Source organism: uncultured Phenylobacterium sp. (assembly GCF_902826855.1).
GTDB lineage: Bacteria > Pseudomonadota > Alphaproteobacteria > Caulobacterales > Caulobacteraceae > Phenylobacterium.
On the sequence record NZ_CADEGK010000008.1, the window covers coordinates 1 to 14062 of the forward strand.

Genomic DNA, 14062 nt, shown 5'->3' on the forward strand with positions numbered 1-14062 from the left:
GCCAATGCACCCGTCTTGCCCGCGCCCGCCGTCGCCAGGCCCCCTGCGGCGCCGATGTCCACCAGCGAGCAGATCGACGCCTACCTTCGGGCAGCCCCCACGACGCCCTGGCAGGATGCCGAAGCTCTCGATCGGCAGGAGGGCAGGCCAGAGCGGCAGATCCACGGCCAGGTTGGGGTCGCGGTCGGCACCGGCGGCTATCGAAGCGCCTACCTCCAGGGCGACATGCCCCTGAGGCGAAACGGAAACCTGAGGCTCCTCGTCCAGCAGACGCAGGGTGGTCGTGGCCATGGGGACGGCTACGGCTATGGCAATGGGTACGGCTATGGATATGAGGGGGCCTATGACTATGGCGGGCATTCAGGACGATCGCTGGGCCTGAGCCTGGATCTCAGCGGACCGGCGCGGCCGGCCGATTGCCGGCGAAGCGCGTGGGATCGCACGGCTCAGCGCGCGGAGCCTGCTCCAAGCCGGCTCAACAGGTGCGCGCGTCCCGGGCGGCCGCTGATGGACGGGAACGAGCCTTGAGCGCACGTTTGGGACTCGTTGGCGCGTCTCCCGCGCAGCGCGCCGAGTCAGCAGGCGAACTGCATCTCGACATAGCCGTAGCGGGGATCACGACCCAGTCGGCGGCAGACGCTCCGTGGCGGCGTTGTGGCGCGGGCGGTCGAGGGTTTGGAGATCTGGGAGGGCGCCTTTCCGTATGGACGGCTCGGTCGCGCCAAAGAGTACGCGGAAGTGTCCCGGCTGGAACTCGGCGCCGTGGCGCCCGGCGGGCGGGCGTGTCCGATAAACAGGTATGGCTCGGCCACGGCGGGAGCAGCCGACCAGGCGAGGCCGGCAAGGACCGCGGCGGCCAGATTGACGCCACGAATACTGTGTAGAGATTTCATGGGCTTATCCATAAGCTGGCGCAGCTTGCTGGCGGAAAATGTTGAGAGCATGACGAGTAGGACGATGGGAATGTCGAAACGATCGGGTCTCCTCGCGGGCTCCATGCTGGCGCTCGCAATGCTCAGCGGTTGCGCGACTGCCACGCCGTACCAACCCAATATCGCCGCCGGGCGTCCGGCGCCGGGCGGCTTCTCGGAACAGCGCATCGAGCCCGACCGGTTTCGGGTGAGTTTCGCCGGCAACAGCCTGACGTCGCGGGAGACCGTCGAGAGCTACCTGCTCTACCGAGCCGCCGAACTGACGGCGGCGCAAGGCTTCGACTGGTTCACGATCGCCGATCGCCAGACCGACCGGAAGGCGCGCGCCTATGTGCAGACCGACCCCTTCTATAATTCCTGGTATGGCTCTCACTTCGGGCACTTCGCACCGAGCTGGCGCTACTACGGCCACGGCCACGGCTGGAACAGCTGGGGCCCGCACCTGGGCGGCTCCTTCTTCGGCAACCGGCTCGACGTCCGGACCATCGACAAATTCGAGGCGACGGCCGAGATCGTGATGCGACGCGGGGCCAAGCCGGCCGAGGATCCGGCCGCGTTCGACGCCCGCGCCGTGCTGGAGAGTCTCGGGCCGCGGATCCAGAGGCCGGCGCCGCGCGCCTGAAGTGCAGCTCACCGGCTCGCGGGTCGTAGCGGCGCTGGGGGCGCACGCTCCTGGTCGATCTTGTGAGTCGCGTGTCCGGCTTACAGGCGCTCGCGTGCGCACAATCGACCCGTCCCGTCGACTTTCATGAACACTGCATTCGGACGTCGTTCATCCCAACTCTGAACTAACTGTGCGATCTCGTGTTCATTCTCGGAAGGAGGACGTGATGGCACGCACAAAATTCGTCCAATTCGCACCGGTGTTCGTTGCAGGCCTCGCCGGCCTGGCCTTGGCCGGATGCTCCACCTACGGCGCGCGCGACTATGGATACTATGGCCGTTCATCCCCGCCCGCGTCCTACAGCTACGGTCGCGGCGCCATCTACACGGCGCCCTACGGGTACGATCGTGGTCAAAGCTATTCGCGGCGCTACTCTCGCGGGCACAATGGTTTCGGCCACATGGGGGGCCGCCGGCACTAAGTCGCGACCGCCTGTCCTGCCAGTCAATGAGCGGTCGGCGGAGATCGTGCGCCAAGTGCACTCCGCCGATTGGTTCGCCCAGAGACCGATCGTCCGCTTCAGCGAGGCGCTCTTCGCCGCGCCGCTGCCCCTCCCGGCGTGGCGGCAGCCGACGACCTCCCGCTGTGGGAAGCCGCCTCGCGCACTATGCGAGGACCTCTACTGAGCTGCAGCTGCGGCCGGCGGAGGGGTCGCCTTGCCTGCTTGAGAACTCCACACGTATGCCGTTCGAGCCAGAGCAACTAGCCTGGCTACGAGGTCCGTGACGAATTGGCTGCAATGGAAGACCCCGCGCGACTTTCTGCGGCGACGGCCGGACCGCCCGACCGGGTCGCCTGGACGCTCCTGACCCTCACCTGGCTGATCGCCCTCTCAGCGACGCTCGGCGCGTTGTTCATCGGCGAGGTCATGGGGCAAGCCCCGTGCAACCTCTGCTGGTTCCAGCGTGCGTTCATGTTCCCGCTGGCGATCGTGCTGATGGTGGCGTGCATGGTCGGGGATTTCCGGGTGGGGCGCTACGCCTTGCCCTTGGCCGCCACCGGCTGGCTCATCGCGTCTTACCACATGCTCCTGTTTGCCGGTGTGATCCCCGAAGAAATCAAGCCGTGCGGCGCCGGGCCCTCCTGCTCCACCGCGGACACGATCATTCTTGGCTGGCTTCCGATTCCGGTCCTCTCGCTGGCAGCGTTCACCGCCATTATCGTCCTCCTCTTCCTCGTTCGCCGCAGGTCCCCATGAACAGCCGGACCATCGTCCTCGTGATCGCCGGCCTCGCTTTGGCCGCCTTCGCAACCGCGGTCTACATGTACAACAGCCGTGGGACAGAAACGCCTGCGGCTCAGGTGCGGGGACCGGGCGCGTCCGCGCAGGTTGCGCCGCTCATTGCCGGGCCGGCAGGAACGCCGGCCGCCGCCGTTGGCGATCCTGCACTCGGTCCCGCCGCGCTAAAGGCTAATCCGTCGCAGCCGGCGGCGGCTGCGGCAGACGACAACACACTCGTGAGGACCCATTCGCCGTCCGTGGGGCCGATCGCCGCCAAGGTGACCATCGTCGAATTCTTCGACCCAGCCTGCGAGGCATGCCGCGCCTTCTATCCCATCGTGAAAGAGACGATTGCTCGGTATCCTGGGAACGTTCGGCTGGTCCTGCGCTACGCGCCGCTTCATCCGGGCTCGGACGAGGCCGTGCGCATACTGGAGACAGCCAGACTCCAGAACGTCTTCATGCCCGTGCTGGAGGCGCTCTTCGTACGACAGCCGGAATGGGCGGCGCACGGCTCGATGGATCTCGACAAGGCGTGGACAATCGCTGGCGAGGCCGGCCTCGATTTGACGCGCGCGAGGCAGGCGAGGATGGCTCCGCAGATCACCGCGGCGCTGAAGCAGGACATCCAGGATCTTGCAACGGTCGGCGTTTCGCAGACGCCCACCTTCTTCGTGAACGGCAAGCCGCTGCAGGAGTTCGGCGTGCGTCAGTTTCAGGACCTGGTGCGGGGCGAGGTCGCCGCCACGCGTTGATGTCTCGCAATCCGGCTTCTGCGTCCGCGGCTCGGTCGACCGCTTGCGCTTCCGTCGATCCCAAGCACGACCTCCATCCCAATGAGGGTCGCCAGCGCAACCCAGGCGGCAGGGTCTGAGGCGAGCGAGAGAAGTCTATCCACGAGCATCTTCGGTCGCTCAGAGATTGATGGTCCGGCCTTCGACGGCGAGGCAGGCCTCGCGCAAAGCCTCGGACAGCGTCGGGTGGGCGTGGCTTGTCCGTGCGATATCCTCGGAGGCTGAGCGGAACTCCATGGCCACCACTGCTTCGTGAATTAGGGATGAGGCGTCTGGAGCCAGAACGTGGACGCCCAGAATCTCATCCGTGCCAACTTGGGCGAGCACCTTGACCAGGCCCTCACGTTCAAGGCGAGCCTTCGCCATGGCGTTGGCCGAAAATGGAAACTTCCCGACCCTGTACTCGACCCCGGCAGACTTCAGTTGCTCTTCCGTCTGTCCCACCGACGCAAGCTCCGGCCAGGTGTAGACGACGGCCGGTATGGCCGCGTAATTCACATGGCCATAGCGACCGGCCAGGATCTCGGCCAAGGCGATGCCCTCTTCCTCGGCCTTGTGGGCCAGCATCATGCCGCCGATCACGTCGCCAATCGCGTAGACGCCGCGCACGCTGGTCTGGAAGTCCTTGTCGACAGTCACCATGCCCTTCGCGTCGAGCTTGACGCCGAGTTCCGCCAGTCCTGCGCCCGCCGTGAGCGGACGCCGTCCGATGGAAACCAGGACGTAGTCCGCCTCAAGCCGGACCGGTTCGCCGCCCGCGCTCGGCTCAAGGTCCAGGCTGATCCCACTCTCCGTTTGGCGGCAGCCGGTCACCTTCTGCTGCAGACGAAACTGCATGCTCTGCTTTTCCAGCACCTTCTGCAACGCTGTCGCCATTTCCGCGTCCAGGCCGGCGGCGATGCGATCCAAGTACTCGACCACGATCACCTCGCTGCCGAGGCGGAGCCAGACTGACCCCAGTTCCAGGCCCACGTATCCACCCCCGACCACGACCAGCCGCTTGGGAATCTCAGGAAGGCTGAGCACGCCGGATGATGAGACGATCCGCTGCTCATCGACCGGCACCCCAGGCAGGGGCGTCGCTTCCGAACCGGTTGCGATGACCACGGCGCGGGTCGCGGTCACCTCATTGACGCCGCCATCCGCCTTCGTGACCTCGACGCGATCGGCAGCCAGGAGACGGCCCCGGCCCTTGAGCCAGGTGACGCCATTCTTCTTGAACAGGTAGGCCACGCCAGCGCCCAACTCACTGACGACCTGGGTCTTATGCGCCATCACGCCGGCAAGGTCGGGACGGATATTGTCGACCAGGACGCCGAAGGCGGCTAGGCCCTTGGCCGCCACCAGCCGTTCCGTGGACTGCAACAGGGCCTTGGACGGGATGCATCCGATGTTGAGGCAGGTCCCGCCCAGCAGCTCACGCTCCTCGACGACGGCCACTTTCATGCCGAGCTGGCTGGCGCGGATGGCGGCCGGATAGCCGCCCGGTCCTCCACCGATGATGACGACGTCAAACGACGCCATGGCGCGCCTCCTTTGCCTGTGGCTCATCGAGGTTCGCCGCGGCTGAGGGCCGCAAGGCATAGAAGGCTTGTCGCACCCGTGTGACGCGCTCGGACCGGCGCAGCGTGAACCGTTCTCCGTCCAGGATGGCGGGGATGGGATCGTCCGAGTTGATCTCCAGACTCTCCAGGCGGGCATGGGTGACGGTCTGATCGGCCCGCCAGTCCCGAAAGGCAGAGATCGCCACCAGGCGGATGGCGTCGCCCGCGCCTTCGATGTCGATGGCCGCAGCCTTAAGCGGAACCTCAAGATCATCCTGCGGTGACGCATCGCAGCCACCACTCGAAGTATTCAGCAAAGCGGCGACCCGCATTGATCGCAGGTCCAGGTCAGGCAGCATGATCGGCTCACGGATGCTCGGAGCGTCAGGGTCCGACGCAACGGTCAGGTTGGCGAAGTTTGCGGGGTTGGGCGGACGCAGTTCCTCAGCGCAACGGCTGCGCAGTGTTCCGGTTGCGGCTCAAAGCGGCGCCGAAGACCCTAGTCGTCAAAGAGGCCGCCGAGAAAGCCGCGCCGCCGCCCACCGTGGCCGCCGCCGCCATGCCCACCGCCGTGTTGCCCGGACCGACCTCTATCCCAGGGCTGGCCGTAGCCCGGCGCCGATCTGGCGGCCGGCTCGGGAAACCTCTGCGGCGGGGCCGCTTCGGTCATACGCTGCGCTTCACTCGATAATCCTGTGGAGTTCCCCGCGATCGAGCCAGACCCCCCAGCATTTCGGGCAGTAGTCGACTCGATCCCCTAGCAGTCGGTCATCACCAGCTCCACCCGGCAAGCGGGGCAAACGAGGCCCTGATCGTGGCGGGTCGAGCGGAGCGCCGGTGTTTGTCATCTGCCTCTCCTGTCGGCGCCCGTTCGCGCGGGCGAGCGGGCGCCTTCGGAGAAGGTGAAGTGCGCCTTAGTGGTGACGATCGTATCCGCCGCGCCGGCCCACATGGTGGTCGCGGTCGCGCCGATGCTCGCGGCGTACGTGGCGTTCGGAGCGGCCGTTGTAGCCGTAGCCCTGGGCGCCGTAGTAGGCCGATCCGCCATTGTAGGCGCTGCCGCCGTAAGGCTGGGCGTAGCCGTACTGCACGGGCGGGGCGTAGGACCCGCGATCGTAGCTCTGGCCGCGATAGGGCTGCTGCTGACCGTAGTAGGGCTGCAGGTCGTAGTAGCCCTGCTGGCCGCCGTAGCCGTAGGGCTGCGCCAGCGCCGCCGACCCGCCGAGGACAGAAGCGGCCGCCGCTGCGGCGATGAGCAATTTCATGGAATTTACTCCGGTTTGCTGGCGGAATATCCGCGCAGCGATCAGGCATCCTCGCCGCACGCGCCTGAACTCCAACGGAACGGTCGGCGTCATCTGCTGTTCATGTGCAGGACGACAGGTCGGGAACTCCCATGACATTCGACACCGACGGCTTCTGGGAGATCGCGACCACGTCTTCAACCTCGCGCTGGCCTTCGCGCTCGCCCTGCCGTCGGTTGGGGCCGGGAGCGCCACGATCGCAGCGCCAGCATCCGCACCTTCCCCCTCGTCGCGATCGCCAGCTGCGGCTTCGTGCTGGTCGGCGTCGCGATACTCGGACGTGAGTCCATAGGCTAGTCCCGGATCATGGAAGGGTTGCTCACCGGTGTCGGCTTCATCGGAGGCGGCGCCATCCTGAAGCGGGCGGCAACGCGACTGGCACGGCGACGGCGGCCAGCCTGTGGGCGACGGGTGCTCTGCGCGCGGCAGTCGGATACCGCCTCTACGACATCGCGGCCATCAGCCTCACACCGTTCCTGACCCTGCGCTGCGCGCGGCCGATGGACAGGCGGCTCAGCAATCGGGGGCTAGGAGGAAACCTGAGAGACACCGCCTCGCGGTCGCCAATTACCTGGCGCCCTAGCCTTCACCGACCATGCCGCCGGGGCGCGTAGTTCTGGGATCGTCTTCGGTGACATCGGCTGCAGGTTCCCCAGACGTCCCTTCACCGATCATTCCGCCGGTTCCCGCGTCGCCCGCAACGTTCGGAACCTGAGCGCTACCGGGCTCGGACGGACCAGTTGGCTTTCGCGTCGGCCGTCCGCTCGGCGACCTGGGTTGCTTCGTCATCTCACGCTCCTGTCTTTCATCAGCGCAGGTTCGCCGCGAGGCGAATCCACGTCTACTCAAGAAACCCGCTGACATCAGAGAGGATGCTTGCCCGCAACCCCTTCGCTATGAATGAAAAGCGCTCGGGCTTCACCTCATCGACAAACGAGGCTGTCTGAGCCATCTGGGCGGCGGTCAGGCCACGAAGCCCGCAAGGCATGCCTTGGGCCCCCGATATGGGGCGCCCTATCGCCTCCAGCCCCGCGATCGCCGCGAAGACCGTGCGCGTCACGCTGCGGCGCAATGACGATCTTCAAGCGACGCCGCACCACGCCACCCTCCCGACCGACCGTCGCGACGATCGGCGTAAGCACGGAATCGCGGCTGCGGCAGTCTGGTCCCTATTCGATTCTTGGGCCCCTGGCGCGACGGAGACTGCCCGCATTTCGACGCGGTCGGGCGCTAGCGCTTCCGCTTGCGCCGCCGGATATCCGGTAGCGTCCGCAAGGAGCTGAGCCGCGTCTTCGCCAAGACCCGGGCAAGGTCCTGCGTCACGGCGCCCAGGGCGGGTCCGTACATGCGGGTGAGGCGGTCACGGAACAGAGCGGCCACGCCCGATATCTGCAGGTAGTGACGGACCGCAGTGCCGCCGTCAGCCGGTCGCAACTCGAACCCGAACCGCAGGCCCAGAATCCCTGGAACCCCGGACGTCCAGATCAGCGCTGCGCCCGGCTCCGCCGTGTTGACTTTGCTCTCGAAACGAACGGCGCGATGGACGCCTGACTTTGTTCGCCACCCGAGCTGATAGCCCATCGCACAGCCGACCTCGGGCGCGCCGTCGACCAGGACCGCCTTGGTCCAGGCCCGGTAGCCCGAAAAGTCCGTCAGGACGCGCCAGACGGCCGGAGGTGGCGCGTTGACCTTCACCTCGCGGCTGATTTCGAACATCGGGTGACCTCAGGCCTTATGAGGGATCTGCAGGGGTCCCTCATCCGGATGCTCGCCTGCCTCGCAGGCCTCCAAGGTCGCGTGCTTCACCTTGAAGTCCCGCGCCAGCATCGTCCGGATCGCGGCCTTGACGGCGGCGAACTCCGACAGCGAGGCGCTCTGCGGCTGCACATGGGCTTCAAGGGCGCGGGCGTGTTCGCCGAGGTTCCAGAGGTGGACGTGGTGCACGTTAAGCACGCCGTCCACACCGCGGATCGCATCGACGACCCGGTCGAAGTCGAGGCTGTCCGGGGTCGCGTGCATCAGCAACCGGATGGTCCGCGGCAGGAGCGAGAAGCCCTGGTAGAGGACGTAGGCCGCGATGATCAGCGTCACGATCAGGTCGGCGACATAGAGGTCGAACAGCAGGATCAACGTGCCGGCGATGATGACCCCCACCGACGCCAGGGCATCGGAGACGTTGTGCAGGAAGGCGGCCTTGATGTTGAGGCTGTGCTTGGCGCCGACCCGCACCATCAGCGCGGTGGCCACGTCGATGACGAGGGCGATCCCCGCGACGATCACGATGATCCAACCCTCGACGGGCTGCGGGTCAATGAACCGCAGGATCGCCTCGTAGACCAGATAGAGGCCGACGATGATCAGGGTCGTCAGGTTGATCAGGGCGGCGACCACCTCAGCCTGGCCGTAGCCGAAAGTCATCAGCTTGTCGGCGGGCCGGCGACCCACCTTGCGCGCGAAGAGCGCGATGGCGAGGGACGCCGCGTCGTTCAGATTGTGCAGGGCGTCGGCGATCAGCGAGAGCGACCCGGAGATGGCGCCGCCAACCAGCTGGGCGACTGTGAGCAGCACGTTCACGACGACAGCGCCCACCAGACGTCCGTCGCTCATGCCCTCGGTGTCGTGGTGGTGGCCGTGACCATGTCCGTGGGCTTCACCGTGATCGTGGGCGTCCGCGTTCACGAATGGAGCTCCGCCAGCGCATCGCACGGGGCGGTCTCTGTCTGGATGGTGACGTGATGCACATCGAAGTCCGCCGCGAGGGCGCCTGTCACGCGCTGCCGCACGGCCTCGCCTTCCGCGCCGGGGGCGAGGACCACGTGGACCGTGCAACTGGGCTGGTCCGCGCCCGAGACCCAGATGTGCAGGTCGTGGACCCCCGCCACGCCGGGCGTTTCGCCGATGATCCTGCGAAGGGCATCCAGCGCCACGCTGGACGGCGCGCCTTCTAGCAGAATGTTGGTGCTGTCGCGCAGTAACACCCAGGTTCGGGGGAGGACCCAGAATCCGATGGCGATCGCGACGATCGGATCGACCCAAGCCCAGCCCGTGAAGCGGATGACAAGGGCGCCGCCGATCACTCCGATCGAACCCACCATGTCGGCCCAGACCTCAAGGTAGGCGCCCTTGACGTTGAGGCTTTTGTCCTTCCCGCCGGCCAGGATGCGCATGCAGACCAGGTTCACGGCTAGGCCGATGCCTGCGACGATGAGCATGCCGGTGGACTCCACCGACGCCGGCTCGAAGAGGCGGCGGGCCCCTTCGACGAGGACATAGATCGCCACGGCGAACAGCAGTATCGCGTTGAAGGCGGCGGCCAGGATCTCGAAGCGCCGGTAACCGAAGGTCCGGCGGTCGTCGGCCTTCCGAGCTCCGATCTTGATGGCGGCCAACGCGATCGCTAGGGCGACCACATCGGTGAACATGTGCGCGGCGTCGGAGAGCAGCGCCAGGCTCTTGAAGACCAGCCCGCCGATGACCTCGGCGACCAGGAACGTCGAGGTCAACGCCAGCGCAATGGTCAGCTGGCGCGCGTTGGCGTTGGTCGTGTGGCTGTGCGCATGGCCCGCCTTCCCGTGCCCCGCGTCACCAGGCTCACTGGCATGGCGGGACTGCGACGCTTCTTGGCTCATGGCGAACTTCCCCTCACCCACCTGCGGTGCCTCACGACCTTCGCTGCGCGCCCCGCCAGCCTCGAGTGTGTGCGCGCGCTGCCGGGAAGCTCCGGTGCACACCTGGGAACAGGCTCTCAACGGCTTCCGTTCCCTTGTTCCAGGGTGTCGACCGATGCGGAGTTCTCGGTTGAGACTTGCGCCGCTCGCCTACAATGGGGCCGCCTCCAGCCAGGAGCCCACGGCCAATGCCCGCAGTGTTCGCGCCGGGCGCCGCGGACCCGTCGCGTGCGGCGGCGCCGCTCCGGAAAGGCCCCGTAGCCCCCGCGGTAAGCTCATCTAGCGTCGCCATGGCGGCAGGCTCCTGCGTGACGACAGGGCGGACAAATGGAAAAGCGTCACCGCCGACGGTCCCCTGGCCGGCTGCCGGGGACACCCTGATCCTGCTGCGGCAGCAGTCCGCCGCGGCCGACACTGCCTAGCAGTTGCTCCAGGACCGTCATCTCGCGGCCGCGGGTCGGCGTCTCGCGGGAGCTGAAGGCGATCTGCTTGCCGTCGCCCAGGTTGAAGCTCTGCACGCTGGCCACCGACTCGGTTTCCTTGTCGAAGGTCACCGCCACGACGTCGCGCTTCACCACCTGCGGCCGGCGAAAAGCCACCCGTTGCTTGATCTGGCTCATGTAGAACCAGACGTTGGGGTCGAAGGTGGATACCACAGAGGGCGAGCCGAGCTTGGCGCGGGCCGTGGACTTGGTGTCGGTCCCCACCACCAGCTCGGTCGGCTTGGAATCGATCGCCTGGAAGCCGGAATAGGCGGTGATGGGGGCGCAGGCGCCGAGGGTCAGGCCGCCCATGCACAGGGTCGCAAGCAGCGCCCAGCTGGCGGGGTGGGTCAATCGACGCGTCATTGGGAATCCTTCCGACGCCGGACATATCCGACGGGCGATGGGCGGCATGGGTGGGGGGTCATCGGGTCGCCTCGCAGGCGTCCCGGAACCGCACGGCGCAGACCCGTAGATCTTCGTCAGCCGAAGGTCTGGCCGGTCGGCTAGCCGCAGTACGCGCAGGGCGACGGCGCGGCCAACCGCAGGAGTTCCAGCACGTCCGGGTTCCGGGTCCGTATACTCAAGGGGTTTCGGCATCCGGCGGTCAGACTCCCAGCAGAAACAAGGTGACGATGACGGCAAGGAAGAAGAGGGCGGCGAGCAGCAGGAGCACCGCCCAGAGCGAGGCGCGGTTCGTTGAAGGCTTGGGGTCATGCATGTCGCACCGGTAAGGACTGGCGGCGCGTCGGGAGACCGGTCGATGGGGGCGTGGGGAGCGCCAACAGTACGAGGCGCAAACCGAGGCGCGCGCCCCAGGCTCCGCTGAGATCGACATGCCTGCTCTTGGTCACGCCGGCCGGGTGACAGGGGCCCAGGCTCTGCGCCTGGCCGAGCCGCCGCGATGGCTCCCCGTGGGAGCTCAGGACGGGCCGAAGCCAGGCCGGGAGGAGTGCGACGCTCACGCCGATTTCTCGCGATAGGCCAGCAGGCGCAGCGCGTTGGCGACGACCAGCAGGGTAGAGCCCTCATGGAAGACGACAGCCGCCCCGATCTTCAGCCCGAACAGGGTCGCCGGGATCAGGAACGCCACCATGCCCAGGCTGGCCCAGAGGTTCTGCTTGATGATGCGGCTCGTCTGCCGGCTCAGGCCCACCGCGAACGGGAGGTGCCGCAAGTCGTCGGCCATGAGGGCGACGTCGGCGGTTTCGAGGGCCACGTCGGACCCTGCCGCGCCCATCGCGATCCCGACCGTGGCGTTGGCCATCGCCGGCGCGTCGTTGACGCCGTCGCCCACCATCGCGACCAGGCCCTCCTTCTCGCGCATGGTCTTGATGAAGGCGACCTTGTCCTCCGGCATCATGCCGCCGATGGCTTCGTCCAGGCCGAGCTTGGCGGCCACGGCGTCCGCGACGCCCTGGTTGTCGCCCGACAGCATCACGATCCGGCGGAGACCCAGGCCCCGCAGCTGCGAGATAACGCCGGCCGCGGCCTCACGGGGGGTGTCGAGCAGACCGAGGACTCCCAGGTAGCGGGCGCCAGACCGCACCACCATCACCGTCCGGCCCTGCCGTTCCAGACGACTTACGTCGTTCATTATCTCTTCGGGGAGCCCACCGTCGGCCAGCGCTTCAAAGAGTTTTGGCTTGCCGACGTACACTTCGATCCCCCCGACGCGAGCACGAATGCCCTGCCCCGTCAGGCTCTCGACGGCCTCGGCAGATGGCAGCGTCGCACCGTGCCCCCGCTCTTGAGCCGCAAGCACGACAGCGGAGGCCAGCGGGTGGTCGCTCTGCGCTTCCACGGCTGCCGCCGTCTCCAGGAGTTCCTTCTCCGTGACCCCTATCGCCGGGTCGATGTCGGTCACCCGGGGCTTTCCCTCGGTCAGCGTCCCGGTCTTGTCGAAGGCGAGCGCGGTGAGCGTACCAAGGTTCTCCAGGGGCCCGCCGCCCTTCACCAGGACGCCGCCCCGCCCCGCCCGCGCGACCCCGCTGAGCACAGCGCTCGGCACCGAGATGGCCAGGGCGCACGGGCTGGCCGCCACCAGGACGGCCATGGCGCGATAGAAGCTGACGCTGAACGGCTCGTCGAGGACGAGAAACGCCAGCATCAGCCCGCCAACCAGGACAAGCACCGAGGGCACGAAGATGCGCTCGAAGCGGTCCGTGAACCGCTGGGTCGGCGATCGCTGAGCCTCCGCTTCGGCGACCATCTTCACGACGCGCGCCAGGGTCGACTCGGTCGCCAGCCGGGCCACCTTCACCTCAAGTGCGCCCGCGCCGTTTATGGTCCCGGCGAACACCCGGTGCTCCGCCGATGCCTTACTGAAGTCGGCCCCCACTGCGGCGGGTCGCTTGTCGACAGGGATGCTCTCCCCGGTCACCGGCGCCTGGTCGACACTGCTTTCGCCCGCCACCACCGGCCCGTCGGGGGGAAGCTGATCGTTCGGCCTGACAAGCACGATGTCGCCGAGCTGAAGATCTGCGACGGCGACATCTTCTACTTCGCCGTCGCGCTTCCTCGTGGCGCGCTCGGGCGCCAGCTCTGCGAGCGCCTCGATCGCGCGCCGGGCGCGCCCCATGGCGTAGTGTTCAAGGGCGTGGCCCAGACTGAAGAGGACGAGCAGCAGCGCGCCTTCCGCCCATTCGCCCAGGGCCGCCGCACCTGCCGCGGCGACCAGCATCAAGGTGTCGATCTCGAACCGGCGATGCCGCAGGTTGTCGACGGCCTCCCGCACGGTGAAGTAGCCGCCAAAGACATAGGCCAGGCCGTACAAGCCCAACGGAAAGGCGCCCGGGACCCGGAACGACAGCAACCAACCGGACAGGAGCGCGGCGCCCGCGATCGCCGCGAAGATCAGTTCCGTCCGCTCGCCGAAGACGCCGCCGTGGTCGTGACCATGGCCGCCAGGGCCATGCTTGTGGGCGGGGTCGGACGTTCCGTGCTCGCCGGGGCCGTGCGCGTGACCCGCGTGCGGATCAGGAGCACCGGGCACGGCATCGTTCGCCGCGGTCCAGCGCCCGGCCGTCTGGTGGCTCTCGTTGGTAGGCTTGTCTTCAGCCATGGCGGCTTCCGTTCTGGCGAGGCCGCTAGGACGGCGACGGGGCTGCCCGCGTCACGTGCCGCAGGACTTCGACGGCCTCCAGTGTGATGAGGCCGATGTCCGGAAGGTCCGCGAGACTCGCCGCGAACGCCCGAAGCTTCTGCTCCTCGTCCACGATCTCGATGACCACGGACTGGTCGTCCTCCAGCAGGCGCCGGGCATGCAGATGCGGGGTGTGTCCGAAGCCGACGAGGGCTTGGAGCACAGTCGCTCCGGCGAGGCCCGCTTCGCGAGCGCGGATGGCCACCACCTCGAAGACCTTGCGGTCTCCGAAATAGGCCGCCTCATCGGTGAAGATGCGGAGCAGTTTGCTGACGGGGTCCATCGGTGGGGTCTCCTGGGCGGTCAC

15 protein-coding genes and 1 pseudogene are annotated in these 14062 nt (G+C 67.3%); 4 read left to right on the plus strand and 12 right to left on the minus strand.

All coding sequences use genetic code 11. The features are described from left to right. Nucleotides 1-291: hypothetical protein (locus tag QZV94_RS02320; RefSeq protein WP_293676188.1), on the minus strand; the 291-nt coding region annotated here is incomplete at its 3' end. Nucleotides 292-963: 672 nt separating this feature from the next. On the opposite strand from QZV94_RS02320, the gene QZV94_RS02325 reads away from it, so the two are divergent. The 4 genes from QZV94_RS02325 (at nt 964) to QZV94_RS02340 (ending at nt 3573) form a co-directional block, all read left to right on the plus strand. Continuing rightward, nucleotides 964-1554, plus strand: a complete 591-nt coding sequence (locus QZV94_RS02325) for a hypothetical protein (RefSeq protein ID WP_293676189.1) — start codon at nt 964-966, stop codon at nt 1552-1554. Nucleotides 1555-1762: 208 nt separating this feature from the next. Then, nucleotides 1763-2017: a hypothetical protein gene (locus QZV94_RS02330; protein WP_293676190.1), complete on the plus strand. Its 255-nt coding sequence runs from the start codon at nt 1763-1765 to the stop codon at nt 2015-2017. Nucleotides 2018-2335: 318 nt separating this feature from the next. Beyond that, the gene (locus tag QZV94_RS02335) at nt 2336-2794 is read left to right on the plus strand and encodes a disulfide bond formation protein B (RefSeq protein WP_293676191.1); all 459 of its coding nucleotides are present in this window, start codon (nt 2336-2338) and stop codon (nt 2792-2794) included. Between the two features lie 20 nt (nt 2795-2814). Then, entirely contained in the window at nt 2815-3573 is a 759-nt protein-coding gene (locus QZV94_RS02340; protein ID WP_293676192.1) for a thioredoxin domain-containing protein, read from the plus strand. Between the two features lie 53 nt (nt 3574-3626). On the opposite strand, the pseudogene QZV94_RS02345 reads toward QZV94_RS02340, so the two are convergent. From QZV94_RS02345 to QZV94_RS02395, 11 genes and pseudogenes are all read right to left on the minus strand, one after another. Further along, nucleotides 3627-3716, minus strand: a pseudogene (locus QZV94_RS02345) (TerC family protein); the annotation flags it as partial. 16 nt (nt 3717-3732) lie between these two features. Further along, complete coding sequence (lpdA, locus tag QZV94_RS02350) at nt 3733-5136, minus strand: dihydrolipoyl dehydrogenase (protein ID WP_293676193.1); 1404 nt, start codon at nt 5134-5136, stop codon at nt 3733-3735. Beyond that, entirely contained in the window at nt 5123-5515 is a 393-nt protein-coding gene (locus QZV94_RS02355; RefSeq protein WP_293676194.1) for a hypothetical protein, read from the minus strand. The genes lpdA and QZV94_RS02355 overlap by 14 nt, the downstream gene beginning before the upstream one ends. Before the next feature lie 321 nt (nt 5516-5836). After that, complete coding sequence (locus QZV94_RS02360) at nt 5837-6004, minus strand: zf-TFIIB domain-containing protein (protein ID WP_293676195.1); 168 nt, start codon at nt 6002-6004, stop codon at nt 5837-5839. 66 nt (nt 6005-6070) lie between these two features. Continuing rightward, entirely contained in the window at nt 6071-6421 is a 351-nt protein-coding gene (locus QZV94_RS02365) for a hypothetical protein (protein ID WP_293676196.1), read from the minus strand. A 1269-nt stretch (nt 6422-7690) separates the two neighbouring features. Next, nucleotides 7691-8176 (minus strand): SRPBCC family protein, encoded by a 486-nt coding sequence (locus tag QZV94_RS02370; RefSeq protein WP_293676197.1) that lies wholly within the window; start codon nt 8174-8176, stop codon nt 7691-7693. Nucleotides 8177-8185: 9 nt separating this feature from the next. Further along, nucleotides 8186-9139: a cation diffusion facilitator family transporter gene (locus tag QZV94_RS02375; protein WP_293676198.1), complete on the minus strand. Its 954-nt coding sequence runs from the start codon at nt 9137-9139 to the stop codon at nt 8186-8188. Continuing rightward, a complete protein-coding gene (locus QZV94_RS02380; RefSeq protein WP_293676199.1) occupies nt 9136-10089 on the minus strand; it encodes a cation diffusion facilitator family transporter in 954 nt (317 codons plus the stop codon). The genes QZV94_RS02375 and QZV94_RS02380 overlap by 4 nt, the downstream gene beginning before the upstream one ends. Nucleotides 10090-10466: 377 nt before the next feature. Beyond that, nucleotides 10467-10922 (minus strand): outer membrane protein assembly factor BamE, encoded by a 456-nt coding sequence (locus tag QZV94_RS02385; protein WP_293676230.1) that lies wholly within the window; start codon nt 10920-10922, stop codon nt 10467-10469. A 649-nt stretch (nt 10923-11571) separates the two neighbouring features. Further along, nucleotides 11572-13674 (minus strand): heavy metal translocating P-type ATPase, encoded by a 2103-nt coding sequence (locus QZV94_RS02390; RefSeq protein ID WP_293676200.1) that lies wholly within the window; start codon nt 13672-13674, stop codon nt 11572-11574. A gap of 25 nt (nt 13675-13699) precedes the next feature. After that, complete coding sequence (locus tag QZV94_RS02395) at nt 13700-14038, minus strand: DUF190 domain-containing protein (protein WP_293676201.1); 339 nt, start codon at nt 14036-14038, stop codon at nt 13700-13702. Between the last annotated feature and the right edge of the window lie 24 nt (nt 14039-14062).